30 protein-coding genes and 1 riboswitch are annotated in these 24,964 nt (G+C 39.9%); of the genes, 24 read left to right on the top strand and 6 right to left on the bottom strand.

Annotated features, from left to right (window positions below; all coding sequences use genetic code 11):
• Nucleotides 1-83 precede the first annotated feature (83 nt).
• Nucleotides 84-479, top strand: a complete 396-nt coding sequence (locus ABE65_RS06485) for a hypothetical protein (RefSeq protein WP_066392628.1) — start codon at nt 84-86, stop codon at nt 477-479.
• A complete protein-coding gene (locus tag ABE65_RS06490) occupies nt 480-1,361 on the top strand; it encodes an alpha/beta fold hydrolase (RefSeq protein WP_066392636.1) in 882 nt (293 codons plus the stop codon). It abuts the gene before it with no gap.
• 55 nt (nt 1,362-1,416) lie between these two features.
• On the opposite strand, the gene ABE65_RS06495 is transcribed toward ABE65_RS06490, so the two are convergent.
• Nucleotides 1,417-2,718, bottom strand: coding sequence for a purine/pyrimidine permease (locus ABE65_RS06495; RefSeq protein WP_066392641.1), 1,302 nt, complete (start codon nt 2,716-2,718; stop codon nt 1,417-1,419).
• Between the two features lie 225 nt (nt 2,719-2,943).
• Between ABE65_RS06495 and ABE65_RS06500 the strand changes: the two genes are divergently transcribed.
• Nucleotides 2,944-3,204 carry a hypothetical protein gene (locus tag ABE65_RS06500; RefSeq protein WP_066392644.1) on the top strand — a complete coding sequence of 87 codons (261 nt, stop codon included), beginning with the start codon at nt 2,944-2,946 and terminating at the stop codon, nt 3,202-3,204.
• Entirely contained in the window at nt 3,201-3,458 is a 258-nt protein-coding gene (locus ABE65_RS06505; RefSeq protein ID WP_066392646.1) for a flagellar biosynthesis anti-sigma factor FlgM, read from the top strand. The genes ABE65_RS06500 and ABE65_RS06505 overlap by 4 nt, the downstream gene beginning before the upstream one ends.
• Before the next feature lie 3 nt (nt 3,459-3,461).
• On the opposite strand, the gene ABE65_RS06510 is transcribed toward ABE65_RS06505, so the two are convergent.
• Nucleotides 3,462-3,869, bottom strand: coding sequence for a phage holin family protein (locus ABE65_RS06510; protein WP_066392648.1), 408 nt, complete (start codon nt 3,867-3,869; stop codon nt 3,462-3,464).
• A gap of 208 nt (nt 3,870-4,077) precedes the next feature.
• Here ABE65_RS06510 and ABE65_RS06515 point away from each other — a divergent pair, with 208 nt between their 5' ends.
• From ABE65_RS06515 to ABE65_RS21805, 6 genes are all read left to right on the top strand, one after another.
• Nucleotides 4,078-4,359, top strand: coding sequence for a hypothetical protein (locus tag ABE65_RS06515; protein WP_066392650.1), 282 nt, complete (start codon nt 4,078-4,080; stop codon nt 4,357-4,359).
• A 176-nt stretch (nt 4,360-4,535) separates the two neighbouring features.
• Complete coding sequence (locus tag ABE65_RS06520; protein WP_066392657.1) at nt 4,536-5,645, top strand: GGDEF domain-containing protein; 1,110 nt, start codon at nt 4,536-4,538, stop codon at nt 5,643-5,645.
• A 107-nt stretch (nt 5,646-5,752) separates the two neighbouring features.
• Nucleotides 5,753-6,784, top strand: coding sequence for a YkvI family membrane protein (locus ABE65_RS06525; protein ID WP_066392659.1), 1,032 nt, complete (start codon nt 5,753-5,755; stop codon nt 6,782-6,784).
• A gap of 65 nt (nt 6,785-6,849) precedes the next feature.
• Nucleotides 6,850-7,173, top strand: a complete 324-nt coding sequence (locus ABE65_RS06530) for a nucleoside triphosphate pyrophosphohydrolase (RefSeq protein WP_066392661.1) — start codon at nt 6,850-6,852, stop codon at nt 7,171-7,173.
• Between the two features lie 244 nt (nt 7,174-7,417).
• Nucleotides 7,418-8,215 (top strand): DeoR/GlpR family DNA-binding transcription regulator, encoded by a 798-nt coding sequence (locus tag ABE65_RS06535; protein ID WP_066392664.1) that lies wholly within the window; start codon nt 7,418-7,420, stop codon nt 8,213-8,215.
• Nucleotides 8,216-8,510: 295 nt separating this feature from the next.
• Entirely contained in the window at nt 8,511-8,687 is a 177-nt protein-coding gene (locus ABE65_RS21805; RefSeq protein WP_156499133.1) for a hypothetical protein, read from the top strand.
• A 342-nt stretch (nt 8,688-9,029) separates the two neighbouring features.
• Here the strand turns inward: ABE65_RS21805 and ABE65_RS06540 are convergent, their stop codons facing one another.
• A complete protein-coding gene (locus ABE65_RS06540) occupies nt 9,030-10,058 on the bottom strand; it encodes a YecA family protein (protein ID WP_066392666.1) in 1,029 nt (342 codons plus the stop codon).
• A gap of 194 nt (nt 10,059-10,252) precedes the next feature.
• Between ABE65_RS06540 and ABE65_RS06545 the strand changes: the two genes are divergently transcribed.
• Nucleotides 10,253-11,158, top strand: a complete 906-nt coding sequence (locus ABE65_RS06545) for a DUF4349 domain-containing protein (protein ID WP_066392668.1) — start codon at nt 10,253-10,255, stop codon at nt 11,156-11,158.
• 129 nt (nt 11,159-11,287) lie between these two features.
• Here ABE65_RS06545 and ABE65_RS06550 read toward each other — a convergent pair whose 3' ends face one another.
• Nucleotides 11,288-11,518 (bottom strand): IDEAL domain-containing protein, encoded by a 231-nt coding sequence (locus tag ABE65_RS06550; RefSeq protein ID WP_066392670.1) that lies wholly within the window; start codon nt 11,516-11,518, stop codon nt 11,288-11,290.
• Between the two features lie 369 nt (nt 11,519-11,887).
• Nucleotides 11,888-11,991, top strand: a riboswitch (TPP riboswitch).
• 87 nt (nt 11,992-12,078) lie between these two features.
• On the opposite strand from ABE65_RS06550, the gene thiD reads away from it, so the two are divergent.
• From thiD to ABE65_RS06595, 9 genes are all read left to right on the top strand, one after another.
• Nucleotides 12,079-12,903, top strand: coding sequence for a bifunctional hydroxymethylpyrimidine kinase/phosphomethylpyrimidine kinase (thiD, locus tag ABE65_RS06555; protein WP_066392672.1), 825 nt, complete (start codon nt 12,079-12,081; stop codon nt 12,901-12,903).
• A complete protein-coding gene (gene thiM, locus ABE65_RS06560; protein ID WP_066392674.1) occupies nt 12,890-13,792 on the top strand; it encodes a hydroxyethylthiazole kinase in 903 nt (300 codons plus the stop codon). The genes thiD and thiM overlap by 14 nt, the downstream gene beginning before the upstream one ends.
• Complete coding sequence (thiE, locus tag ABE65_RS06565; protein ID WP_066392675.1) at nt 13,789-14,463, top strand: thiamine phosphate synthase; 675 nt, start codon at nt 13,789-13,791, stop codon at nt 14,461-14,463. Before thiM ends, thiE begins: the two co-directional genes overlap by 4 nt.
• A 6-nt stretch (nt 14,464-14,469) precedes the next feature.
• Nucleotides 14,470-14,982, top strand: a complete 513-nt coding sequence (gene thiW, locus ABE65_RS06570) for an energy coupling factor transporter S component ThiW (protein ID WP_419471048.1) — start codon at nt 14,470-14,472, stop codon at nt 14,980-14,982.
• Between the two features lie 66 nt (nt 14,983-15,048).
• Nucleotides 15,049-15,291, top strand: a complete 243-nt coding sequence (locus tag ABE65_RS06575) for a hypothetical protein (protein ID WP_066392676.1) — start codon at nt 15,049-15,051, stop codon at nt 15,289-15,291.
• A 195-nt stretch (nt 15,292-15,486) separates the two neighbouring features.
• Nucleotides 15,487-16,074, top strand: coding sequence for a winged helix-turn-helix domain-containing protein (locus tag ABE65_RS06580; RefSeq protein ID WP_082861318.1), 588 nt, complete (start codon nt 15,487-15,489; stop codon nt 16,072-16,074).
• Nucleotides 16,067-16,276 (top strand): hypothetical protein, encoded by a 210-nt coding sequence (locus tag ABE65_RS06585; protein ID WP_066392680.1) that lies wholly within the window; start codon nt 16,067-16,069, stop codon nt 16,274-16,276. Before ABE65_RS06580 ends, ABE65_RS06585 begins: the two co-directional genes overlap by 8 nt.
• Entirely contained in the window at nt 16,230-16,874 is a 645-nt protein-coding gene (gene clpP / locus ABE65_RS06590; protein ID WP_082861319.1) for an ATP-dependent Clp endopeptidase proteolytic subunit ClpP, read from the top strand. The genes ABE65_RS06585 and clpP overlap by 47 nt, the downstream gene beginning before the upstream one ends.
• A 265-nt stretch (nt 16,875-17,139) precedes the next feature.
• The gene (locus ABE65_RS06595; protein ID WP_066392683.1) at nt 17,140-18,378 is read left to right on the top strand and encodes an MFS transporter; all 1,239 of its coding nucleotides are present in this window, start codon (nt 17,140-17,142) and stop codon (nt 18,376-18,378) included.
• A 163-nt stretch (nt 18,379-18,541) separates the two neighbouring features.
• On the opposite strand, the gene ABE65_RS06600 is transcribed toward ABE65_RS06595, so the two are convergent.
• On the bottom strand, nt 18,542-19,393 hold the full coding sequence (locus tag ABE65_RS06600) for a DUF1206 domain-containing protein (RefSeq protein WP_231887865.1): 852 nt from the start codon (nt 19,391-19,393) through the stop codon (nt 18,542-18,544).
• Nucleotides 19,394-19,412: 19 nt separating this feature from the next.
• Nucleotides 19,413-20,501, bottom strand: a complete 1,089-nt coding sequence (locus ABE65_RS06605; protein ID WP_066392686.1) for an AI-2E family transporter — start codon at nt 20,499-20,501, stop codon at nt 19,413-19,415.
• 154 nt (nt 20,502-20,655) lie between these two features.
• Between ABE65_RS06605 and ABE65_RS06610 the strand changes: the two genes are divergently transcribed.
• The 4 genes from ABE65_RS06610 to ABE65_RS06625 all read left to right on the top strand — a co-directional run bounded on the left by ABE65_RS06610 (nt 20,656) and on the right by ABE65_RS06625 (nt 24,963).
• Nucleotides 20,656-21,672 (top strand): LacI family DNA-binding transcriptional regulator, encoded by a 1,017-nt coding sequence (locus ABE65_RS06610; protein ID WP_066392688.1) that lies wholly within the window; start codon nt 20,656-20,658, stop codon nt 21,670-21,672.
• Nucleotides 21,673-21,762: 90 nt separating this feature from the next.
• A complete protein-coding gene (locus tag ABE65_RS06615) occupies nt 21,763-22,485 on the top strand; it encodes a ThuA domain-containing protein (RefSeq protein ID WP_066392689.1) in 723 nt (240 codons plus the stop codon).
• 388 nt (nt 22,486-22,873) lie between these two features.
• Nucleotides 22,874-23,911, top strand: a complete 1,038-nt coding sequence (locus ABE65_RS06620; protein ID WP_156499134.1) for a Gfo/Idh/MocA family protein — start codon at nt 22,874-22,876, stop codon at nt 23,909-23,911.
• Entirely contained in the window at nt 23,908-24,963 is a 1,056-nt protein-coding gene (locus tag ABE65_RS06625) for a Gfo/Idh/MocA family protein (RefSeq protein ID WP_066392691.1), read from the top strand. Before ABE65_RS06620 ends, ABE65_RS06625 begins: the two co-directional genes overlap by 4 nt.
• Nucleotide 24,964 lies beyond the last annotated feature (1 nt).

A 24,964-nucleotide genomic window follows, 5' to 3' on the forward strand; every position in this document is an offset into this window, starting at 1 on the left:
TCATTTTAGATTATAAAAAGGGATATGTAAAATTGTGGAGAAGTATGTAGAGGGATAGGTGTAGAATGGGAGGATTGTCAGATATGAAAAGAGTACATAAAGAGTTAGAGGAATTTCAATTGCAAAAAGGTTGGGAGATCAGTCAAGAAAGTGCTGAAAAAAGCACCGAATCTCTCTTGCTTAATCATTTACTATTAACAACTGAAATAGCAGAAATCGCTGAAGAGTTAAGAAGAATGTTAAATAGAGCTTACGATATGAAAGAAGAAGGTGTAGATGGAGAAAGAGCATTTCAACTCGCTAAGGAAGAAGTAGCTGAAGACATTGGAAAAGAAATTGCCGATAGTATTGCTTATCTCTTCAAATTTGCAACATTTTTTCAAAGAGATATAGAACTTGATATTAAAAATAAATTGAGCGAGATCAACGCTCGTACAAGACCAAATCTGCAAAAGCGCATGAAAGAGGAGGTAAAGTAAATGGAGATTCAGTTTGAAGAACATAAGATCTGTTCTCATGATGGTACCATGCTCACAGGTTATGATTATGGAGGTTCCGGAGATACGTTGGTGCTCATTCATTACCTTGGTGGAACAGCTAAAGCTTGGCATCCCCTCATTCCCTTTCTCAAAAATCATTATAGAATAGTAGGCTATGACCTACGTGGACATGGGAATTCTAATCAACCCGATCATGGCTATACTTTTGAAGACACGGCGTATGATTTAGAGAGTGTCATGAATCATTTTGAGATTAAAAAAGCTCATCTCATAGGAAGCTCATACGGATGTATGGTCGGGTTATATTTTACAGCGATGAGGCAGGATAGAGTTTTGTCACTTGCTAATATAGATGGTGCGATCATAAATGATTCGGGTGAGCATGGACTTTATGATGAGACTTTAGAAGAGCATCTCGCTAAATTTGAAGGACAATTAGATCCAGATTACGAGTCTGTAGAAGAATATCAAAAGGTTTATAAAGAGCAATGGTTACCATGGAACAAGGAACGAGCTAATTATATCGCTGATTATGAACCGCGTTTGAAAGATAATGGAAAAGTAGGGAATATTACTACTGGTGAAACGATGATGAAGATCATTTCCGAAATCTATTATATTGATTTCTTAACTTGGTATAAGAAGGTTCAGTCTCCTATCCTATTTCTGCCTGCTGAAAAAGAAGATCATTTTCAAAAGTCTTTAACGTTTATTGATCTGGCAAAGAGAGGATTACCTTACAGTCAGACCGTCGTTATCCCAAGCTCGACACATTTAATGATGTTTGATCACGGAAAAGAATTAGCCGAAGCGATAGTAAAATTTCATTCAGAAATACCGATCTCACAAAAAACTTTATGATGACTGAATAGAAGGGCTCCCTACATTAAAGGGAGCCCTTCTGTGTTTACACACTTTAGCCTTCTTTCTCGACATTTACGTGCGAGGTTCTACGTTTATAAAACTGTTCAAGAATCATACATGTGAGCATTCCCATGATCAGTCCATTACTTAACAGCGTTACAATAATATTTGGCCATTCTTTTAATGCCGCTGCAGGAATAAAGAGACTTCCTATTCCGACCATTAAGGACGTACTAATAATAAAGAGATTATTTTCCGATTTCAACTCTGATTTATATTCTTTGAATGCTAGACCAATCATACTTGAAAAAGGAAGGAATATCGTTGCATATCCAACCGGAGCAGGAATACCTGCAAAGAAGAAAGTAAGTGGTGGAAAAAAACTAATCAAGATAATAAGTGCGTTACCTATGATGAATGCTAGCTTGCTGAACATTTTTGTCGTTAAGATGAACCCAGCGGCACCTGAGATCGGTACACTTGCAACTGCTGAAAATAGACCTGCTATCCATGTGTTTATCCCCATCATGATGGATGAGCGATTGTAATTGATAGGTTCATAATTATTGTTTTCAGTTTCATAGGCTTTTTCAACGACGTTGATACTAGCTACCATGTTCGTTAGTAAGAGCATTCCGACGAATAGGGATGTTATGATCGTTCCTGAAGATAGTTCTGGCATTCCCCAAGCGAATAATTCTGGAAAAGCAAAAGTCGTATGACTATGCATCGTTTCTTTTGTTAAATTCAAGAGTTTAAAAAGCCCCCAACCGAGTAACAAAGAGATCAAGATGGAATAACTTCTTAACCATTTCACACGAGATTTACCGAGTACGATGGACAAAACTAAGATGAAGAGTGATGTGAGAGCAACTTTGCTATCTGCACCTTCCTGTAGATAGCCAATACCCAGCATACCTTTAATAAAAGAACCGCTCAGTTGTGAGACGAGAAGAATCAGATAGGTGCCTGTAACCAACGGAGTAAAAAGAGCCCTTACTGAACTTATGATTCGAAACATGCCAAGCAGTAAAAAAAGAACTCCACTGATTAGCATTCCAGCGGTAAGTTGCTGTAGCCCATCAGCAACGGTCAATGCCCCAGAAGCTACAATCCCTGCATATACGGTAAAAACACCCCACCATAAACCAGCAGGACCTTCATTGATCGGCAGCTTATGACCGAACAATGCTTGCAAGATCGCAGATACACCAATGATTAGAAACGACCGTTGTAATAGTTCTGCGGTTTCCGCTTGTGTCATGTTGAACGCATCACCAATAGCGATGGGAGCTACTAAACTTCCTGCAAGAATAAACACCATCCATTGAAGAGAAGAGAACGTTAATTTCATGTAAACACCTTCTGTTATGTATTTCGTTACTTCTCATTATAGACCTTTCGTTTGTTTCGTAGAAAGGAAAGAGGTTTATACATGTAGATATAGCGGGTAAATTTCACTTAAGCAAGATTGAATAACGAATTTTTGAAATATTTTTTTCGTATACCCTCAAAAAACAGATAGTGGCCGAAATGTATAGATACAGGTAAAGACGACCACAAACAAAGGACGATTCTAATGGTGCATAAACTTACACATGATGATGTCATTCAATGGTTAGAGAAACATCTATTAGACTTTGAACAGTTTACGCCTTACTTGTTTACTTCACAGTGGATTCATTCTTTTTGTAAGGATAAAGAGAACGGAAACGAGTTTGAAGTGAAATGGGATACATCAGGACAAGAATTGTTCTTCAGACTGTTGGACAACTTGGATTATGATGATCAATGGAAATGGCTAGGCACATTTCAATATACAGAAGAGGTGAAATCATGAGAATTGATGGACAACAACCCGTTCAGAGAAAATATGATGTGAATAAAGTGTATCAGCAGCCTTCTGTAAAGCCGCCATCATTTGCTAAAGACGAATTATACATATCTAACGAAGCAAAAGTGCTGCATGAAAATGCTCAATTAAACATAAGAGAACAAAAATTATTAGATATTAAAAAACGCATTGATGCTGGTGAATACCAGATCGATGCGCAAGCGATCGCAAAAAAAATCTCACAATTTTATTCGAATTAACCATTACTTATTTTGATTGTCGTTTTTCTGTCTTAACAGAGAAACGGCATTTTTTATGAACTCAGGAATGGGAACGTTCATTCTTCCTGCATTCTCAATGATGGATAACAATTCATTAGATAAATAAAAAAAGATAGTAGCGGAATGAATGTAATTGCCACCGACCAATTGGTCGAGAGAATGCGCCGCTGCGACGATCGCGAATATGATCATTTTTTTTAGTATCCCTCTAAAACCTTCTTTGCTGTTCAATCTACCTTCGTAGGCAGAAGCTGCCATACCTGTTAGATAGTCTAATATCACAAATAAGATGAGCGTCTTAAACAACATCCCGGGTGTACCAAATAAGAAGCTAGCCACTGCTCCTAATGATACGACAGTCATATTGTATAGCATGGACCATTTTTCCACTTCTTTTCCCCCTTAAAAAACTACAATTTCTATAGTATATGATTGTACGAAATAACTCGCTTTGGCGATTACCTACTACTTGTCCCCTAATTTTTAGAAGCTTTATTTCAAATGTGTTAAATAGTCAAAAAATTTAAAAAATAAAGAGTCGGACATGCACTATATCTGTTACAATGAAACAAATCCGGAAAGGGAGGAAAGAAATGCAATGAATAAAATTACGTTAGGCTTGCCTCCACATTGCCACAAAGTAACTTGTGACGGAAGAATGATTAAGATCAAGGACTCTGGTAACAACAAATGGGCGTTCCCGCTCTCGGGGACTGAAAATGCAGTTGTAAATCAAGTGAACGATGAGACAGGATTATTAACCATCCATGGAAAGGATAAGATTCTTGCGACGCTTGAAATGCCGATTCGTTTTTGTGAAGTAGGCAGAGGCTGGCTGCTTGATAAATTACCAAAAAAGAAACGTGTAAAAATAAAATAAATAAGCATTGACATTAGTCGCACAGCAGGTCATCTTGCTGTGCGTTTTATATGTTATATGTCATCCATTATTTTCAAAAAGAGCCATGGTGAATAAAGAAATAATTAAGAAATCAAATGGAAAGAAGGAAAAAAATGTTATAATGATTTTTGATACGTGTAGATGGGGTGAATGTATTGGGGAAAAAACACCTGCCTGCACACTTAAATCACATCGCCTGGAATCGAAAAATATTAAATGTATTTTGGGTTGTCATCTTTGTGTCAGTGTGTGTAGAGGTCATAAATAGTTGTTTTACATCTAGACCATTAGAAGAATTTATTAAGATGTACATTGTTCTACCAACTACCCTTTTAATCTTTATGGTGAGTTTGGCTGAATGGAGTTTTAAAAAGAAAATAAAATACATTGATTACATCATAATTTGGACAGCAAGTATGTTCTCCGCTATCTTGATCAGTGTTCATTATGAAATGTATGTTTTGTATACGAGCCTGTTCTTTCCTATGTTAATTTCAACGATTTATTTTAAAAAGAAAAAAGTGTGGCTGTCTTTTGCTCTTAGCACACTCACCTATCTCTTGCTTTCTACTTTCCATCCGGTCTTAAAGACGATGAATGATTTGATGGATCAGATCTCGATGATCTGCATTCTCTTAACCTCAACAGCGATCTGTGTGGGAATCATGAGTAGAGGGTATGAGATGGCAAAAGAACTTAACAAAGCACAGGCTGATCATCAAGATTTAATGGTGAAGTCAACAATCATGGAAAAGCAAGTGAAGACAGATGCTCTAACAGGCTTGTATAATCACATGGCTTTTTATGAATATATGGATGTGCTCTTGCTTCAAGCGGAAACGTATCATTATCCCGTTCATTTAGCGGTCATGGACATAGACAATTTTAAAAAGATCAATGATACATACGGACATGGTATCGGTGATATCGTTTTAAAACGAATCGCAAAAGCTATAAAAGATAATGTGACTACAGATGATTTCGTCGCACGATACGGTGGAGAAGAGTTTGTAGTGATCTTAAATGATATAAGTGAGGAAGAAGCATTTACGTTATTAGAGAAGGTACGATTGGTTATACAGAGGTTAGAGCACCCTGAAGTGAAGGAAGAACACATAACAATCAGTACGGGGTTACAAACGTACAGAAGAGGCATGCATAAACAAGCATTCTTTGAAGGTGCAGATAATAGTTTGTACGTTGCAAAGAGGCAAGGAAAGAACAGGGTAATAACTGAAGGATACAGTGAAGCCATACATATTTAATAAGTGATCGAAAAGCACCAAGAGAAATCTTGGTGCTTTTTCTTTTTTCTTCTAAAATCCTTGTCCATGCATATGTTTGTAAAAGATATGGCCATGGAGGTGAGGGCATGAGTAGTCGATTGAAACAAATATTGCAGATAGCCGCCACTTACATCGGCACTGTTGTAGGTGCTGGATTCGCTACCGGAAGAGAAATCGTTGAATTTTTTACTAAATACGGATCAGCTGGTTTTGTGGGAATCTTGATCAGTGGTATTCTTTTTATCGTGATTGGTACAAAACTAATGATCATGGCAAAGCGGCTAGGTGCAACCTCTTTTGATGAGATGAATCAATATTTGTTTGGAGGTATTGCTTCAAGAATCGTCAACGTTTTAATGTTGATTATGCTCTTCGGAGTAACTGGAGTGATGTTATCAGGGGCTGGAGCCTTGTTTTGGGAACAGCTGCATCTTCCTCTTCAATTAGGAATCCTATTAACGTTACTTGTAACCTATTTCGTTATGAAAAAAGGGATAGAAGGAATTCTATGGACAAACTCCTTGATCGTCCCCATCATGATACTCTTTTCTATCGTATTGTCGGTATCGATGTTTGATCCCTCTGCAGGGAGGCAGCTATTTGTTGAACGTGACTTTGTTGGCGATTGGAGATGGATCGTAAGTCCGTTTGCTTATGCAGCTTTTAATTTAACTTTGGCGCAAGCCGTTCTTGTTCCACTGTCAAGAGAAGCTAAAGATGAATCCGTTATCAAGTGGGGCGGTTTTTTAGGAGGTCTGGGATTGACTTTTATTCTATTAAATAGCCAGTATGTCCTCTATTCTGTTCCAAGGGTAATGAGTTATGAGATTCCAATCGCTGAAATAGTTGGCGGTCTTGGTGTAGTGGTCCATTATATCTTTGTCTTCGTGATCTACGGTGAGATCTTTTCAACATTGATTGGAAACCTCTTCGGGCTTGCAGGAGCGTTGCAAAGAAATGTTAGATTATCTAACCAAGTCATCTTAATCGCTTTGATGATAGGGAGCTACTTATTAAGTCAAGTAGGCTATTCTGAACTTCTTCATTACTTGTATCCGGTATTCGGTCTGATCGCCATCATATTTTTAGGAGTTGTTTCTGCTAAAAAACTAACTTGATGCATATCGTTTATATAAGAATGTTTCTTGAGGTGCTGTGAAATTGCTGGAAGGGAAAAGAGCCAATGGCGTATTACAATAAATTAGTGAGAGATAAAATACCAGAACTGCTCGAACAGGCAGGAAAGAAGGGGACTTTTCGGATTCTTGGAAATCAAGAGTTCGAAAGTGAACTTAAGAAAAAGCTTTCTGAAGGCGTAAAAGAGTATCGTGAAGCAAAAAGTGAGATAGATGCAGCAGAAGAGCTGGCTGAGCTGTTTGAAATCTTAATCGCGTTAACGAAAGTGCATGAACTGACTCTCAGAGAACTGGATGAGATCAGGCAGGAAAAGGCTAGAAAACACGGTCGTTTTCACGAGCGCCTCTTCCTGATCAAGGTAGAAGACTAGGGGTCTGACCCCAGACAAATACAAATTGTACGAATTTGTATTTGTCAGAAGTACAAACTTAAATACTTTCCATTAGCAAATCTATTTACCTACCAATTCTGGCTAGAACAAGCTGCATCTATGCTTGTTTTAGCTTGTTTATTTATAAAACAGGAAAAAACATGCAAAATAAGTTTGACAAACAAGCATGAAACAGCATATGATTAGAGTACCACGTGGAAATAAGAGGTAATGGAGGAAAAATATGTTTTCTGAAGAAAGAAGAGAGAAAATTTTAGAAGTGCTTAAGAACGAAGGACGAGTGCTTGCAAAAGAATTATCAGATGCCCTCCAAGTTTCGATTGATTCTATCCGCCGAGACTTATCATCTCTCGAGGATAACGGGCTGCTTAAACGAACTCATGGTGGCGCGATTCCTGTAACAGAAGTAAACAAAGGACCTTCACCAAACGAAGTTCGTTTTGGAGAAGGATCAAAGTATGAGAAAGCCATTGCGAAGGAAGCGATAAAGTACATTAAAGAAAACGATACTATATTCCTGAGTGGTGGAGGTATGCACCATGAGATTGTAAAGCATCTTCCTCAGTACCGATTAACAGTTGTGACCAACTCGCTCGCAACTGCTGATGCCCTTCGCGAGAAAGATAACATCGACCTTTATATGGTCGGTGGAAAAGTAAAAAAATCAGGCAATATGACGGATGCCTTAGTAACCAATCTCATCAGTCAATATTCTTTTGATGTTTCATTTGCGACAGGTGGCGGGATCTCCGAAAGAGGGATAAGTACGGCAACGCCAGAAGTAGCTGCTTTTATGAGTGCTGTTGAAAAGGTCTCTCGTAAAGTCGTTGGTGTATTTCCTCATTACAAAATAGGAGTTAACGCTTTTGCGAAAGTTGGTCCTGTTACGAACGTAGATGTTGTTATCACAGATGATGATGCACCGAGAGATCATCTATCAGCTATTGAACAACAAGGAGTTTCTGTCGTTATTGCTCATTCAAATTTTAGCCATGAGCAGCCAGCTTCAAAAACAGAATAATTTCCATAAACAAGAAAAAGACCTCCGGTGTGGAGGTCTTTTTATCATTCGTTCATCTTTAGGGATAGACTCTCCGAACTCTGAAGATAAAAACACGAGAGGTCCACCAGTTTCTATTGATCCATTCTTTAACCCTAGTAAGTTGAACTCAAGATTAGATTTAGTGGTTTAAGAAAGGGCAAATATCTATAAAATAGTGTCAGATTATATGACACATCAAATGTTCTAGTGGACAGATTATCTTATCCTTAAGACAGAGGGTGGTTCAGAGAATCAATTTCGAAATGAGGTGAACATGATGCTGCATTCTTCTCATTTTTCATCAGAAGAAAAGCTTATGATTCGTGAACTGAAGAATAAGATAAGGAAAGAATCAAATGTAAAAGAAAAAAAGGAGCTTGAACGCCAGCTCAATCGTCTTATTGAAAAAGCTTTCATAAAAAAACAGTTATTACGAAGAAAGGATCTATAAACTGTATCAATCTTTAGAACCACATTTTAAAAAAACTGAATTAACTGTCTTTTTTTATAGTAGTGTCATTCTATTGATGTATATGTTAAAGTGACAATGGTCTTTTCCAGGTGGATATATCTATTTGTTATTTTTGCGATCCTAGGGTCTTTGTATATTGTAGTCTCAACGATAATCAACGATCCTCTGGATTGTTTTACAGCGATTTTTATTACAATTGCGGGACTTCCCGTATACTATTGGCTAGGGCGTAATCGAAAACAAGACTCCTTTTAGAGAGGGTCTTGTTTTTTTATAGAATAAAACCCACCTGACGCATCAGGTGGGTTAGTGTAAAAGATATTATACGCTTAAAAGTTCTTTCATCTCACGATATCGTGAGGAAAGACTAGCAGGTGAAACACCATATTTTTTAGCTGTTTCTGCTTGAGTAGAAGCGATTCCTCGAATATCTTTTGATACGAGATAATCAAGGGCAGCCGCGTAAATTTCTTCTTTACGAATAGCTGGTTTGCTTTCAGTAACATACTCACTCCAAAGCTTTTCTGCTTCTTCTACAACTTCTGTTTCGGCATTCGCTTTAACAAGTTCAGTTACAGCGTTGTATTTTTCGTCTTTTAAATCTGTTACTTCTTCTGCTTTTTCTACTTTAGTAGAAGTAGTGTCTGTTGCTTTATTCTCAGGTTGAGATTGAGGAACACCAGCACTTATATCGATTAAAGCGAGCTGAAGAACAGCAGGGAATTCGTTCTTGAAGGTAACTTTTGGATCTTGTTGAGGCTGAATCTTTTCTATCGCTGCTTTTAAAGGCGGTAGTTCAGTCATCGGCATCTCTACGTATCCAACATAAAACTCATGGTTGATTCCGTTTGAAACGAGTGTTCCAAGAAGAGCACTTTCTGTTTTGGGCTTTTCAGCAGCATTGATCGTTACATCATACACGGCTTCTGTCCAAATATCCTGAACGGTAAAGATGAATCCAGTTTTTTGCTCTAAAACTTTATAAAGGGATGGTGCAGCTGTTGTCCAGCCAGCTAGAATTTCCGCTACTTCTGGTTTAACAGAATCCTTCACTTTTTCTACATAAAGCTGAACAGGTGTCTTATCGTCCTTTATCTCTGAGCAGAATATCTCCCAACAAACCGCAATGTTTGCGTATGTTTGCTCTTGCTCTTTAGCAACAGGGTGCTTTTTAACATACTTAGAAGTACGTGCAGCTAAATCCTGTTGATAGTTCTCTAGGGCATATTTGATGAGTCCTTCTTGATGAAAGGATACTTCACGTGTTTGCTCTTCTTTATGTAAGCAACATTTTTTATATTTTTTTCCGCTGCCACAATAGCACGGATCATTTCTTCCTATCATTGACATGCTATTCCTCCAGTAAACCACTTACTTATCCTGTACATACTAGCATAAATCGGTTTTTTTTCAAACTACAAATCATCAGACACTATTTTATCATAAAAATGTCGCAGAAAAAATCATTCAATAGGTTGGTTTTTTTGGGAACTGAAACCTTTTTCTTGTAAAAAGCGTCTAAGCGAAAAAGGGAGAATTACGATATGTGGAAGAGATGGAAATTGTGGGTATTTATTGCGGCGCTTTTGTTGAGTGCTTGTAGCAATGACAGCAGTTCAAAAAGTGATAAAGCTGTTGACCAGGATAGCGGCAGCAAATCAGAAGCAAAAATGGACTCCTCTACAGAAGAAAGTAAAAGTGCTGAATCAGAAAAAGGAAAAGAAGCGCAACAAATGAAGAGCGAAAGAAAAGTGATCTACCACGCTGATATGGAGATCACGGTGGATACATTACAAACTTCGATGGAATCCGTTCGGAAAAAAGTAGAGATATTAGGCGGATATATGGTTGAGTCGAACACGAGTACAGGAGAGAAAGATTATCAATCTGGTGTTATGGTTGTTCGTGTTCCGATGAAAAGTTTTCGTCCTTTCTTAGATGATGTTAGAAGTTTAAGTAAAGGTACTCCACAGGAAAATATTCGTGGGGAAGATGTTACAGAAGAATATGTAGATTTATCTTCACGTTTAAAAGCCAAACAACAGGTGAGAGAACGACTTGAAGCTTTTATGAAGAATGCACAGAAAACAGAAGATCTGTTAAAGATATCGGGTGATCTGGCTGCAGTTCAAGAAGAAATCGAGCAAGTTGAGGGCCGTTTGAATTTTTTACAAAACCAAAGTGATTATTCGACAGTTACGATACAATTTGAAGTGAAAAATTTAAAAGCAGAAGAACTTCAAACCGAAGGCTTAAATACGTGGGCAAAAACGAAGGTCCTTTTTATGGATACGGTGAACTTTTTAATGTCTGCTCTATCTTTTGTTGTAGTGAGTTTATTGGGCCTTGCGCCGATCTGGGTGATCGTAGCCATTGTGGTTTATGTGTGGTGGCTAAAGCGGAAAAAAGAGCAAAAGAAAAAGCCGGAATCACCGACAACTTTGACGTAAATATACCTTTTAACTTGTCAGTAATGGGGACGTCAGAAACACCCTCTGCAGCACGGAAGATTCCTCCGTTGGCTGAAAGGGTGTTTTAGCTTTTACGGCACCTTTTCTATCGGTGTGCCTCTAAAAGCACTAACTGAGAAACGCTTTGTACTCTGCGCTTAATTTCATAAATCGTTCTTTATCTTTTGTATCCAAGGCAATGTCGATTTCTCTTTCGTAATACGCTTTGTAATAATTGTGAAGGGCCTCATCTAGTACCATTTGGGCAATAAGGCTGAAGGCAAATGGGTCTCTTTTTTGTTGTTTGTACTGCACCATTTCATTTTGGTTCTTGTTAAAAGAAGCATTTTTGTCTTTCATCCTGTTTCCCTCCTTATATTATCTCCCTATCCAATTAACCTTTTATGTTTCTAGGTTTCTACTAGTATACTGAGCAAGATGCCTAATGACAACCATTTTGTTTGAAAATTCAGAAAAAATTTCTTTATTGCTTCTAAAGTACCTTCTTTTCACCACCTTATGGGAAAAATGTTAATGATTTGTCATTTTTATTTCTGGGTTACATCATTTTGTTACAATTGTTTAATTTCTATGTTTTTTATGTTGTAATTCTGTGTTAGTTATTATTTCCCCGTATTTAAAGAGGGTTAAACTTTTTGAAACCGACAAAGCTAAAAAATATTGACATTATTGTTTATGTATGAGTAGGATTGTGTTAACTCAATATTGTCATTTCGCTAGGGGCGCTTATTTAAGCTGAGAGAAGGTTATACTTTCGACCCTTTGAACCTGATCCAGTTCATACTGGCGTAGGGAAGCGGTGTGGATCTATTACAGTTTCCTTTATGATATGAAATGTAAAGCCACCCGCTAATGAGCGGGTGGCTTTTTTTGTATAGGATTTTAGGAGGTATTAAGATATGGAAAAATTGACAGAGGTGAGTAAAGCCCTTACGATCGCTGGGTCAGACAGTGGCGGTGGTGCTGGCATTCAGGCTGATTTAAAAACGTTCCAGGAATTCGGTGTTTACGGGATGTCGGTTCTTACGGCGGTCACTGCACAGAATACGACAGGTGTCCAAGGAATATTTCCAGTCCCAATTGAAGGTTTAGAAGCTCAGTTAGAGTCAATAGGAGCTGATTTGACACCTGATGCAGTTAAGACAGGAATGCTTTTTTCAAGTGAGTATATCGAAAGAACGGCCTATATGATAAAGAAGTTCCAATGGAAAAACGTCGTGGTCGATCCAGTGATGATTGCAAAAGGAGGGGCTACCTTGTTAGGAGAAGATGCACTTCAAGCGATGAAAGCCTATATGCTGCCACTCGCAAAAATTGTCACACCTAACATTCCTGAAGCCGAAGCGCTCACAGGAATAAAGATAGACTGCAGTGAAGCAAGAGAAGAAGCGGCGAGGGTTTTGTATGAAGCTGGTGCTGATCATGTGGTAGTTAAGGGTGGACACTTTGGAAATGGTGAATATGTATCAGACCTGGTCTTTAATGGAATAGAAATGATCGAACTTATAGAAAAGCGAATTCAAACGAAAAATACACATGGAACTGGCTGTACGTTTTCGGCGGCTTTAGCGGCAGAGCTTGCTTCTGGTAAAAAGATAGAGAATGCGATAGTGCATGCAAAAAAATATATACAAACCGCTATTGAACACGGAATCGATGTTGGTTCAGGTCATGGACCGGTCAATCATTTTGCTTATAGGAGAGTTGCACATGAACAATACTAGAATACAAGAATGGAAAACGTTCGTTTCACAGATTAGGGAAGAAAAGCCACTCATCCATCATATAACGAATAACGTGACGATGAACTTTTTAGCCAATGGTGTTCTCTCAGCGGGAGGAAGTCCGATGATGGTGCACGATGCACAAGAAGTTGAAGATGCGGTAGGGGCAGCAGATGCGTTAGTGTTGAACATCGGAACATTGGATGGAGCGACAGCGGAATCTATGATACTCGCTCTTCGTAAAGCACTACTTGCAGAAGTACCTGTAGTCCTCGATCCAGTAGGAGTAGGCTTATCAGCTTTCAGGCAAGAACTTGTAAAGAAAATATTGATAGAATATTCAGAATTAAAGGGGGTCAGACCCCAAACAATTCTGACAATTTGCGGAAACGCTGCTGAGATGCAGTTTTTGGCTGAAGGTGCATGGGAAGGAAAAGGGGTAGATGGTGATTTGGCTACCTCTGAAGAGGATTTGATCAAGCTTGCAGCGGCTGCAGCGAAGCAAACGGGCTGTCTTATTGCAATGACAGGAAGGAAGGATGTTATTTCAGATGGTGAACGGGCCATCGTGCTTTCTCATGGAGATCCTATGCTTTCCTATGTTACAGGTACTGGATGTTTTGCTACCTCAATGGTAGCTCTTTACCAAGCGAATCAAAAACAAGAACTCATAAGTGAAAAAGTTGACCTGCCAGTGTTAGAAAGAACGGCTCTCGCTATTTTGATGCTTACTAAAGCGGCTGAAGAGGCGGTGAAAACGGCCAAGGGACCTGGAAGCTTTCAACAAAACCTACTTGATCAGCTCTATTGTTTAGAATCCACATATGAGATATTTCATGAATCAATACAGTGGAAAGAACACGTGCTGAAAGAAGGAGTGAATCGATGAGAACTCAAGAGAAGTCACGCTTACAACAAGATCTATCACTCTATTTTGTAGCAGGAACGATGAACTGCAATTCACCAGATGATTTTTACCGTATTCTGGAGCAAGCGGTCCAAGGAGGAATTACCGTTTTTCAGTTTCGTGAAAAAGGTGTTAACTCTTTAAGTGGTCAAAAGAAGTTAGAAATGGCTAAGCTTGCAAAGGATGTATGCCATAAACATGACGTGCTATTTATCGTGAACGATGATCTAGATTTGATGAAAGCTGTTGATGCAGATGGCCTTCATGTTGGTCAAACAGATGGTAATCTGGCTGATATTCGTAAAGAAACAGAAGGCAAACTTCTAGGAGTTTCCGCTCATACGCTTGCTGAGGCCGAGGATGCCATCGTACACGGGGCCGATTATATTGGTGCAGGACCAATCTATCAAACGAGTACAAAGCCTGATGCGAAGAAACCTGTAGGTGTAGATTTAATCTTAGAACTTCGCAGGAACCAATTGAACATTTCGCTTGTTGGAATCGGTGGGATTACACTACAAAACGCGAGTGAAGTCATTAAAGCAGGTGCAGATGGTGTAGCCGTTATTTCAGAAATAAGTGGGGCAGTAGATCCTTCTTCCGCTTCAAGCAACCTGCTTTTTGCTATTCAAACAGCGAAAAGAGAATCGTAAGTGAAGATTTCTGTACAAAAACTTACTCTAATGGCTATGTTGGTCGCGATCGGGACAATCTGTTCCCATTTGTTTTATATTCCTGCTGGAGTAGCAAAAGCGTTTCCTGTTCAGCATGCGATCAACGTGATGGCTGGTGTGATGCTCGGACCCATCCCCGCGGTAATCGTCGCATTTAGTATCGGCTTGCTGCGTAACTTATTTGGAATCGGCTCACTGCTAGCGTTTCCAGGAGGAATGATTGGTGCATTTTTAGCGGGTTACCTTTATCAAAAAGGAAGAAAATATACGTTCGCACTAATAGGAGAATGGGTTGGGACTGGAATCATAGGAGCTATTATAGCGGTGCCGATTGCTTCTATTTTCTTAGCATCAAAAACCGGTGCATTCTTTTTTATCACTCCTTTTTTGGTCAGTTCACTGGTGGGTGGAGTGATTGGATGGGGTGTTCTCCGTATTCTTCATAAAAATGCTGCAGCAAAAAACTGGCTAGGATCAAACGAAGAAAAATCTCTATGAATTTATGCACCGGATAGGCTCTCACACCGTACACTGTACGATCAACCAGTGAATTGGAGGGCCGATATGATGAAAAAACGTCCAAAACCCTGGGTGTATACAGAGATGGTTCTTATGTTTTTTGGATTGCTTCTTGCTATTTATAACGGAAAGACATGGGAAAATCCCACCCTGTTATTTTCCATCTTGATGGTGATCTTTATCTTTCGTGCGGTTGAACGGAAAATTTTTAATCAAAAAACCGAGTTTTGGTTGAACACAGGGATGGCTATGGTCTTTTTTATTCTTGGAATCTTACCGTTCGTATAAACTGAATAATGAGCTAAAGCAGGCTGAACTGACAATCAGTCTGTTTTTTATTTTTTAGGCAAACGTATATTTTTTTCAAATCTTTGACAAAATGATGTTTAACGTAATAAAATAATTTTACGTAAAGTTATATTTTTACGTTAAGACCATAAACTATCGTAAAGTGAGGTGATGAGAGTGAAGAGGAATCAAAGCATGCCAGAGACGTTTATTGTTACAGAACCAGAACAAGCAGCTGCACTTTTACATCCTGTAAGATCTGAACTCATAAGTTTGTTAAAAGAGCCGCGTTCTGCGACGGAGCTATCAAAAAGAATGAACGATTCCGCTCAAAAAATTAATTATCATCTTAAAGCACTGGAAAAAGTGGGACTTGTGGTACGCGCAGGTACAAGGAATGTTCGAAACCTTGTAGAAGTTCTATATGTAAGTGCCGGCCGATCTTTTTTATTGTCAGATTCACTAGGTCTATCTGCTGACACCGTCAAAAAGCTTCAGGATCAAACCGCTCTTGCTCATGTGTTATCACTTACAGAGAAGATCAAGCGAGATGCGATTTCTTTAATGGAGCAATCGGAGGATGAAGAGATACCAAGCGCTGTAATGGAAATGGAACTTGCCCTTTCTGACATGGATCACCGCAATGCTTTTTTGCAGGAATATGCAGATATGCTCACCACTCTCATACAAAAACACCACAGACCGAACAAAGAGAATGCAAGAGTGTATCACGTTTCGATGGCGATGTACCCAAAACCTGAAGGAGGCGGCCAACGTGAATAAGAAGAGCAAAGGTACTGTTTTCCCAATCAATCCTGAATCAGCAAATGAGGATGCAAACATCATTCCTATGAAAACGGAAGTACAGGTTCAAGAAATAGAAACGGCACAGGAGCCAGCTAAGATTATTTTTATCACATCAGGATTTGGAAAAATACATGTTTCACCAAAAACAAACACAAACCCAATGGCAATTGCAGCCTAACGAGGAGGATAAACAGATGAATCTAATCCCTATGGTAGTAGAGTCGACAAACCGTGGAGAGCGTTCTTATGATATTTATTCACGTTTGTTAAAAGATCGAATCATTATGCTTGGAAGTGCGATTGATGATAACGTAGCGAATTCTATCGTTGCTCAGTTACTCTTCTTGGCAGCAGAAGATCCGGATAAAGATATCTCCATCTATATCAACTCACCAGGAGGTTCTGTTACGGCAGGTCTCGCGATCTACGACACGATGCAATTCATTAAACCAGATGTTTCAACGATCTGTATCGGCATGGCAGCGTCGATGGGGGCTGTTCTCATGGTAGCTGGTGCAAAAGGCAAACGATACGCGCTACCGAATGCAGAGGTGATGATCCACCAGCCTTTAGGTGGAACACAAGGGCAGGCATCCGATATGGCGATACACGCGAAACGCATCTTGCAAACTCGTGAGTTGCTGAATAAAATCATCTCTGACCGTTCGGGCCAGCCGATCGAGAAAGTTGAAAAAGACACAGACCGTGATTACTTCATGTCTGCAGAAGAAGCATTAAAATATGGGATCATTGATAAAGTGATCGAGAAGATATAAAAAATGAACAAGAGATAAGTGCGAGGAGGCCAGCCGTTTTTTAACGGCTGGCTTTCTTATGTGCTAATGACTTTTATGGGGTCAGTCCCCAAACAATTTATTTCCCGTGTTGTTTTACTTTTTATCCACGGGTGTTTGCTACAATTTGAACACCAAATGGATGCCATCTCGTTTTCTTTAAAGTGAAATATGGTAATCTAATGTAAGTTACATAGATGAAAAGAGTATATGAGCTTGTAATGATAAAGGAAAGTAGGAATGAAGCATGTCAGCTCCCACAGGTAAGATAACAGATACTTCCACCCAACAACAAAAGACGGTTTATTCGATTCTTTTCGCCATAAGTTTTGTCCATTTATTAAATGACTCTATGCAAGCTGTTATTCCGGCTATCTTTCCGATATTAGAGAAATCAATGAATCTTTCTTTTACTCAACTTGGATGGATCGCCTTTACTTTAAACATCACGTCTTCTATCATGCAGCCAGTGATCGGTTGGTATACGGATAGAACGACATCACCTTATATACTGCCGGTAGGTATGATGGCCAGTTTAATAGGTATGCTTGGGATTGCATTTGCAGATTCTTTTTCCCTGATCATCCTTTCAGTTATTGGAATTGGTCTAGGCTCTGCAGTGTTCCATCCTGAGGGGTCTAGAGTCGCTTATATGGCAGCTGGAAACCGTCGAGGGTTAGCTCAATCCATCTATCAAGTCGGAGGGAATACGGGCAGTTCTCTTGCTCCTGTGATGACGGCACTCGTCTTTGTTCCTCTTGGACAGTTTGGAGCTGTTTGGTTTACTTCGCTAGCGGCGATCGCTATCTTTGTATTGTTTTATGTTTCAGGCTGGTATGCTAGACAACTCGTGCATTTTCCACGCGTTCAAAAGCAAACTGGGGAGAAGAAGAAGATCGATAGAAAGCGAAAAAAACAAGTTATTGGTGCGATGGCTTTACTTGTATTTCTAGTATTCGCTCGTTCATGGTACTTTTCTGGAATCGGAAACTATTATCAATTTTATTTGATTGATGATTATGGATTATCGATCAGACAAGCACAAGTTTATTTATTTGTTTTTATGGCCTCTGGTGTACTTGGAACATTCTTTGGAGGACCGATCGCAGACCGGCTTGGAAAACGGAACTTGATCTTTTGGTCGATGGTGGGTACCGCTCCACTTGCTCTCCTTCTTCCACACGTAGGGTTATGGGCGGTTATTCCTTTGTTCTTCTTGATCGGTTTCATCTTGAACACGAGTTTTTCGGTCACAGTCGTGTATGCTCAAGAACTAGTACCAGGCAGAATAGGCATGGTATCGGGGTTGATCGTAGGACTTGCCTTTGGTATGGGCGCGCTCGGATCGGTAGTGCTCGGTAAGGTGGCTGATGTAACAAGCATATCAAACACGATGTTCCTGATCAGCTTCTTACCGTTAGTCGGACTGTTAACGGTCATGTTGCCAACAGATAAAACGCTTGAGAAATGGTCTTCTGGGGTCTGACCCGGGTCAGACCCCAAAAAAAGACATTTTAACGATATGTCTTTTCCACAAACACAAAGGCCCCTGTCTCCTTACAGACAGGGGCCTTTGTTCAGTTATTCAATCTTGTTCAGTTATTCAATCTTGTTCAGTTATTCAATCTTGTTCAGTTATTCAATCTTGTTCAGCTATTCAATCGGCGATATCGCGCACTTGCGAACATGAAAATTCCATACGCGATAAATCCTAGCGATACGATGGCGAGAAGGATAGGACCAAACGGCTGTGATGCAAGTTCTAAGAGTGCACCATCCAACCCGCGTGTCTCTTTTGGATCAGCAAGTATCGCTGTGCGAACTAGAAAGAACGCAATGATCAAAAAAACGATTCCTCTTGCTGCCATTCCAAATGTTCCAATATAACCGCTCCAACGCCACTCTTTTTTGTTCATCTCATTCTTCTTTAAGTCACGTTTGAATCGATGTGTGAAGGCTCGATACATAAAAACGACCCCTATAATCGCAAAAATAATTCCGCCGATAGCGACCAATAGCTGACCGAATGGCTGTGAGAGCATCTGTGCGGAAAGCGTTTGGTATTTTTCATCAGACGACTCTGCTCTGGCACGAAATAAGATGCGTAGGGAGCTTATACACATTGCGATATAAATCCCTGCGATAATTAAATAATTTAATCGATTAAACCACCTTTTCCAATCGTGGTTGACACATTCAGGATCGAAAAAAGCTTTTACGATCTGCCAAAAAGCAAATGCACTCAAGCCAACAGAAAGGACGATTAAAAGGACAGGACCAAAAGGCTGTTGAGCGATTGTATAGAGTGCGCCGTTTGAACTTGCTTCATTCGGGTGTTTACCTATCGACATGATTAGCGCTAGAATGCCGATGATGATGTACACGATACCTTTTGAGAGATATCCGATACGAGCCGAACGGTGGACCCAAGGGCGATAGGATTCGAAATGATTTTTCATTTTATCTTTAAAAGTTGGTTCTTTTACAAAAGGCTGCTTCACGATGAGCACGTTTCTCCTTTCAGAGTAAATTACTTCTAGTCTCTGGTGGATTGTAAAGCAAGTAAATTCGGTAAACGTTACTGATAATCGTCTTTAAAACAGCATAAGTAGGAATAGCTAATAACAGACCTATGAATCCAAAAGCTGCACCAGCCATGAGTACGACTAGGATGATGGTGAGCGGATGGATACGAAGCTGTTTTCCCATGATTTGAGGAGACAATACATTTCCTTCTACTTGTTGTACAACGAGTGTGACGATGGCAACTTTTACTGCCATAAAAGGGTCTTGAATTAAAGCTACTAAAAGAGCAGGAAATACCCCGATGAACGGTCCTAAAAAAGGGATAACATTCGTTAGGACGGCAAACAAAGCAAGGACTAAAGCGAACTTTAATCCGATCAAGAGATAACCGGCATACATAAAGATACCGACAAAACAGGCTACAAGAACTTGACCTTTTATGTAGGAAGACAAGGTAGAGTCTATATCTCGTAAAATCGCGGCAACTTCATACTCCATGTGATGTGGGGAGAACCTTAAGAAATAATTAAAAAATTTCTTGTCATCGAGCAACAAATAAAAAAGAATAAAAGGGACCACTAACAATACAAGAGCAATATTCGTCAATGTCGCTACAAGGGCGATTACATCTTTTGAGACGGTACTTGTAAACTTTTCTAATCGTTGTGTGGCTAGTTTTGTTATCTGTGTGCTATCGATGAACGATTTTTTGCTGCCCGTGATCATCGTACCTGTTTTTTCAGTAGCTTCACCTATCTTTTTCGGGAAATCGTCGGTGATATTAGTGAGCTGATCTGCTACAACGGGGACGGCTAACGTTGCAATACCTGATAACGCTAGGATCAATCCGACCATCACGACCAGTATGGCTACAAACTTAGGGATTTTTTTATCTATCAAAAAACGTATGACTGGTCTTAGCAAATAATAAAGCAACCCTGCGATAAACAAAGGGAAGAAAACGCTCGATATTACGAGATAGAGGAAGTCAAGCAGATAATCAATCTTTCCTAAAAGATAAAGAATCGTTAAGAGTAAGACGGAACCTGCGGCGTATTTAAAGAATGAATGATGATACCACATTAAATCTGACCTCCATTTCATATTAGTAGTCTTTTCCCTTTTTAATAATCTGTAATCTTATTTTGATAATAAAATAATTGACATTTTCTAAGAGCGCTGATAGATTGTAAGGGTAAATGTAAACGTTTACGTAACAAGAAAGCAGGGAGATGTTTTGAATCCGACAATAAAAGATGTGGCCAAACATGCAAACGTTTCAATCGCTACTGTTTCTCGGATTGTGAACGGGTTGCCTGGTTATTCGGAGGAAACGAAGAAAAAAGTGCAGCAATCCATTGAAGCACTCGGCTATCAGCCAAACGCGATTGCACGTGGACTCATCAACAAGCGCACACAGACGATTGGGGTTCTGTTTCCGGATGTTTCCGGAATGCTTTCATCAGAAGTGCTCCAAGGTATAGAGAATGCAGCACATGACGGAGGATTCAGCGTTATCGTCTGCAACACCACTTCTAGTGGGAAGAGAACCGTAAAGTATTTGAGGCTTCTGCAAGAAAAACGAGTAGATGGCATCATCTTTGCTTCAGAAGATGTAAAAGAAGAGTATTATAAAATCTTTCAAGAGATGAAGGTGCCTGTTGTTCTCGTGTCTACCGCGTCAGCCAAGTACGATCTGCCATTTGTTCGAGTGAATGATTTTGATGGAGCGTTTCAAGCTACAGAATACTTAATCCAAAAAGGACATAAAGTGATTGGTATGATTGGTGGCAGCGACGAGGATCCTATAGCAGGAGTACCGAGGATGCAAGGGTTTCAAAAAGCTTTAGAAAGCAATGGTCTTATCTATACTAAGAATCACATTACAAAAAATGAAGGCTATCGTTTTCAAAATGGAAAAGAATCATTGCCACAACTACTGAAAGAACTACCTAGCATGACCGCGCTTTTCGCAGCAAGTGATGAGATGGCTATTGGTGCTATGTCAGCAGCGCATCAGTTAGGAATCAGGGTGCCAGAGGAATTATCGATCATCGGATATGATAATCTGAAGATTGCTGAGATGTGTTACCCACCATTAACAACCGTTTCTCAGCCGTTAAAGGACATGGGACAGACATCAGGTGAAATGTTAGTCAGTATGATTAAAGGTGAAAAACAAGAAGCAAAAAGCCGTTATATGCCTTTTACAATTGTGGAGAGGCAATCAGTCAGTGATTTTCATGACAAGTAAAAAACGGGTTAATACAAAGCTTCATTTTTATTTGAGAATTACGTAAACGTTTACGTAAAACGCTTACGCATATATAGGAGGAAATGATCAATGATTAAAGTAACAGTTTGGAACGAGAACCGCCACGAGCAAAAGAATCCGGTAGTTAAAGACATTTATCCAAAAGGCATTCATGGTGCTATTCAAGAATTCCTTGAAAAAGCAGGACATGATGTGAGTACAGCAACACTTGATGAACCTCAACATGGTCTAACAGAAGAAGTTTTAAACAACACGGATGTATTGGTGTGGTGGGGCCACTTAGCTCATGATGAAGTAGAAGATGAAATCGTAAATAAAGTGTATCAACGCGTTCTTGATGGAATGGGTCTACTCGTTCTTCACTCAGGCCACTTCTCTAAAATTTTTAAAAAATTGATGGGCACGTCATGTGACTTAAAGTGGCGTGAAGCTGATGAAAAAGAACGCATTTGGATCGTTAATCCAAGTCATCCAATAGCAAACGGACTTGGTGAATACATTGAGCTTGAAAAAGAAGAGATGTATGGAGAGCATTTTGATATTCCTGCTCCAGATGATCTTGTATTTGTTAGCTGGTTTGAAGGAGGCGAAGTTTTCCGATCAGGCGCTGCTTACAATCGTGGCAAAGGAAAAGTATTCTATTTCCGTCCGGGACATGAAACGTATCCGACCTATTATAACGAGGATGTGCAAAAAGTAATCACGAATGCTGTATCATTCTTAGCTCCTTCAGGTAGCGAAGCGCCAAAGTACGGAAATGCAAAACCACTTGAAGCGATCGGAGCAAAGTAAAAATAAAAGCGTTTTTTTTTGAGAAAAATATGAAGTTATTGAGAGTGTTAGATTTCCTCTCCAGGCTGCTCGCTTTCCACGGGGCAGGCGGTGAGCCACATTCGTACGTTTCACGTATAAGTGTCTCACCTGCCAGCCTGTCCCACAGGAGTCTCGCACCTTGCGCTACAATCAACGAGCATGGAAGCAGTTTTAGAAATTCTTTAGTAGCAAGAATCGTTTAGTAAGGTGATTTAATTGTTGTGTAAGCACTCATTCGCTGCTTGGGGCCTTAACCGCCTTCCTTGAAGTTGAACAATTTAAGGAAGCTTCCTTACGTGTACATGAAGCAAATTAAAAAGTCTGTAAAACAATCTTTAATAAGAGTTAAAAATAAAAGGAGGAAATAATTATGACAATCAAAGTTGGAATCATCGGTTGCGGTAGTATCGCACAACATCGTCATCTTCCAGAATATAGAGCGAATCAGGACGTGGAGATCGTTGCTGTTTGTGACATCGTAAAAGAACGTGCTGAATCAACACAAGCCGTTTACGGAGGAAAAATCTTTAGTGATTATAATGAGCTTCTTGCGCTTGAAGAAGTAGATGTAGTGAGTGTTTGTACGCCTAACTATCTACATGCACCGATCTCGATCGCAGCGCTAAACGCTGGAAAGCATGTTTTATGCGAAAAACCGATGGCTACGTCGCTTCAAGAAGCAGAAGATATGATCGCTGCAGCTGAAAAGAGTGGTAAGACGTTAATGATCGGACATAATCAGCGTTTTGTTCCTGCCCATCAAAAAGCTCGTGAACTTATTGCATCTGGAGATATCGGGAAAGTTTACAGCTTCCGAACAGCTTTTGGACACCCAGGACCTGAAGGCTGGAGTGTAGATGGGGCGAGCAGCTGGTTCTTTAAGAAGGATGAAGCGTTTATCGGCGCTATGGGAGACCTTGGCGTTCATAAGACTGACTTGATTCGATACATTCTTGGAGAAGAGATCGCTGAAGTAGGAGCTTTTGTTGAAACGAGTGCTAAAGAGTTTGCTTCCGTTGATGATACAGCTGTTTGTGTGTTGAAAACGGAGAGCGGAATCATCGGAACTTTAGCTGCTAGCTGGTCATACACGGCAAAAGAAGATAACTCTACGATCATCTATGGTGAAAAAGGGATCCTTCGCTTAGAAGATGATCCAAAGTATTCTTTAGTCGCACAATACACGAATGGAAATGTTGTACGCTATGAGATGGGTGCGATCCAAACGAATGATAACCAGTCTAACTCACATGTGGTAGATCACTTTATCGAAGCGGTTGAATCGGGTAAAGCTCCACTGATCACGGGCGAAGAAGGCAAGCGCTCATTGGCTGTTATCTTAGCTGCGCTAGAATCGAACGAGAAGAAGACGATTGAAAAAGTTAAAACAGGAGTTCACGCATGAAACTAAGAGTTGGGATCATCGGGGCAGGCGGTATCGCACAAGGCCGTCATATCCCCGCTTTTCAAAGTTTAAGTGAAAAAGCAGAAATAACTGCAATCAGTGATGTAAACGTGGAAGTTGCCAAAAGTGTTGCGGAAAAATTTCACGTACCGAACTATTTTACGAGTTATGTAGAGATGTGGCCGCATGTAGATGCGGTTGTAATCTGTACGCCTAACAAGTTTCATAGAGAGATCACTGTTGCAGCATTGGATGCTGGCAAACATGTACTATGTGAGAAACCGATGGCAATGACCGTTGAAGAATGTGCTGAAATGGTTGAAGCTGAAAAAAGATCAGGAAAAGTTTTATCTATTGCCTATCACTATCGATACATGAAAGAGTCGCAAGCGGCGAAACGAATCATGGAGTCGGGAGAAGTTGGTAATCCTCTTGTCGTTCGTGTACAAGCGCTCAGAAGAAGAAAAGTTCCAGGTTGGGGTGTATTTACAAATAAAGAACTTCAAGGTGGAGGCAGTTTGATCGATTATGGCTGTCATCTGTTGGATCTAACACTGTGGCTATTAGATAACCCGGTTGTAACTGAAGTGTCTGGCCAAACGTATAACACGGTCAGTCGTGAAGCTGAACAAGTGAACCAGTGGGGTTCGTTTGATGCAGAAACTTTTGAAGTCGATGACCATGTGACAGCGTATATACGCCTTGCGAATGGTGGTACGATTCTGTTTGAAACATCGTGGGCGGCAAATATTCCAGATGATGCAGAATTGCTTCGTATCTCGGGTGATAAAGGCGGGCTGGATGTATTCCCGTTTGCAGTGAACAAAGCTGTAAACGGCATGATGACTACAACTAAAGCAGATTGGATTCTTGGAGAAGATGATCCAGGCCTTCCTCAAGCAGAGAACTTTGTGGACAGCTGTTTAGGTAAAGCAGAGCCTCTTGTAAGAGCTGAAGAAGCCATGAATACTTCACGCGTGATTGAAGCGATCTATGCGAGCAGTCTCATGGGAAAAGGCATTCAATTTGGAAATAAAAAAGGAGTGAAATAGC

This window comes from Fictibacillus phosphorivorans, assembly GCF_001629705.1.
Lineage (GTDB): Bacteria > Bacillota > Bacilli > Bacillales > Fictibacillaceae > Fictibacillus > Fictibacillus phosphorivorans_A.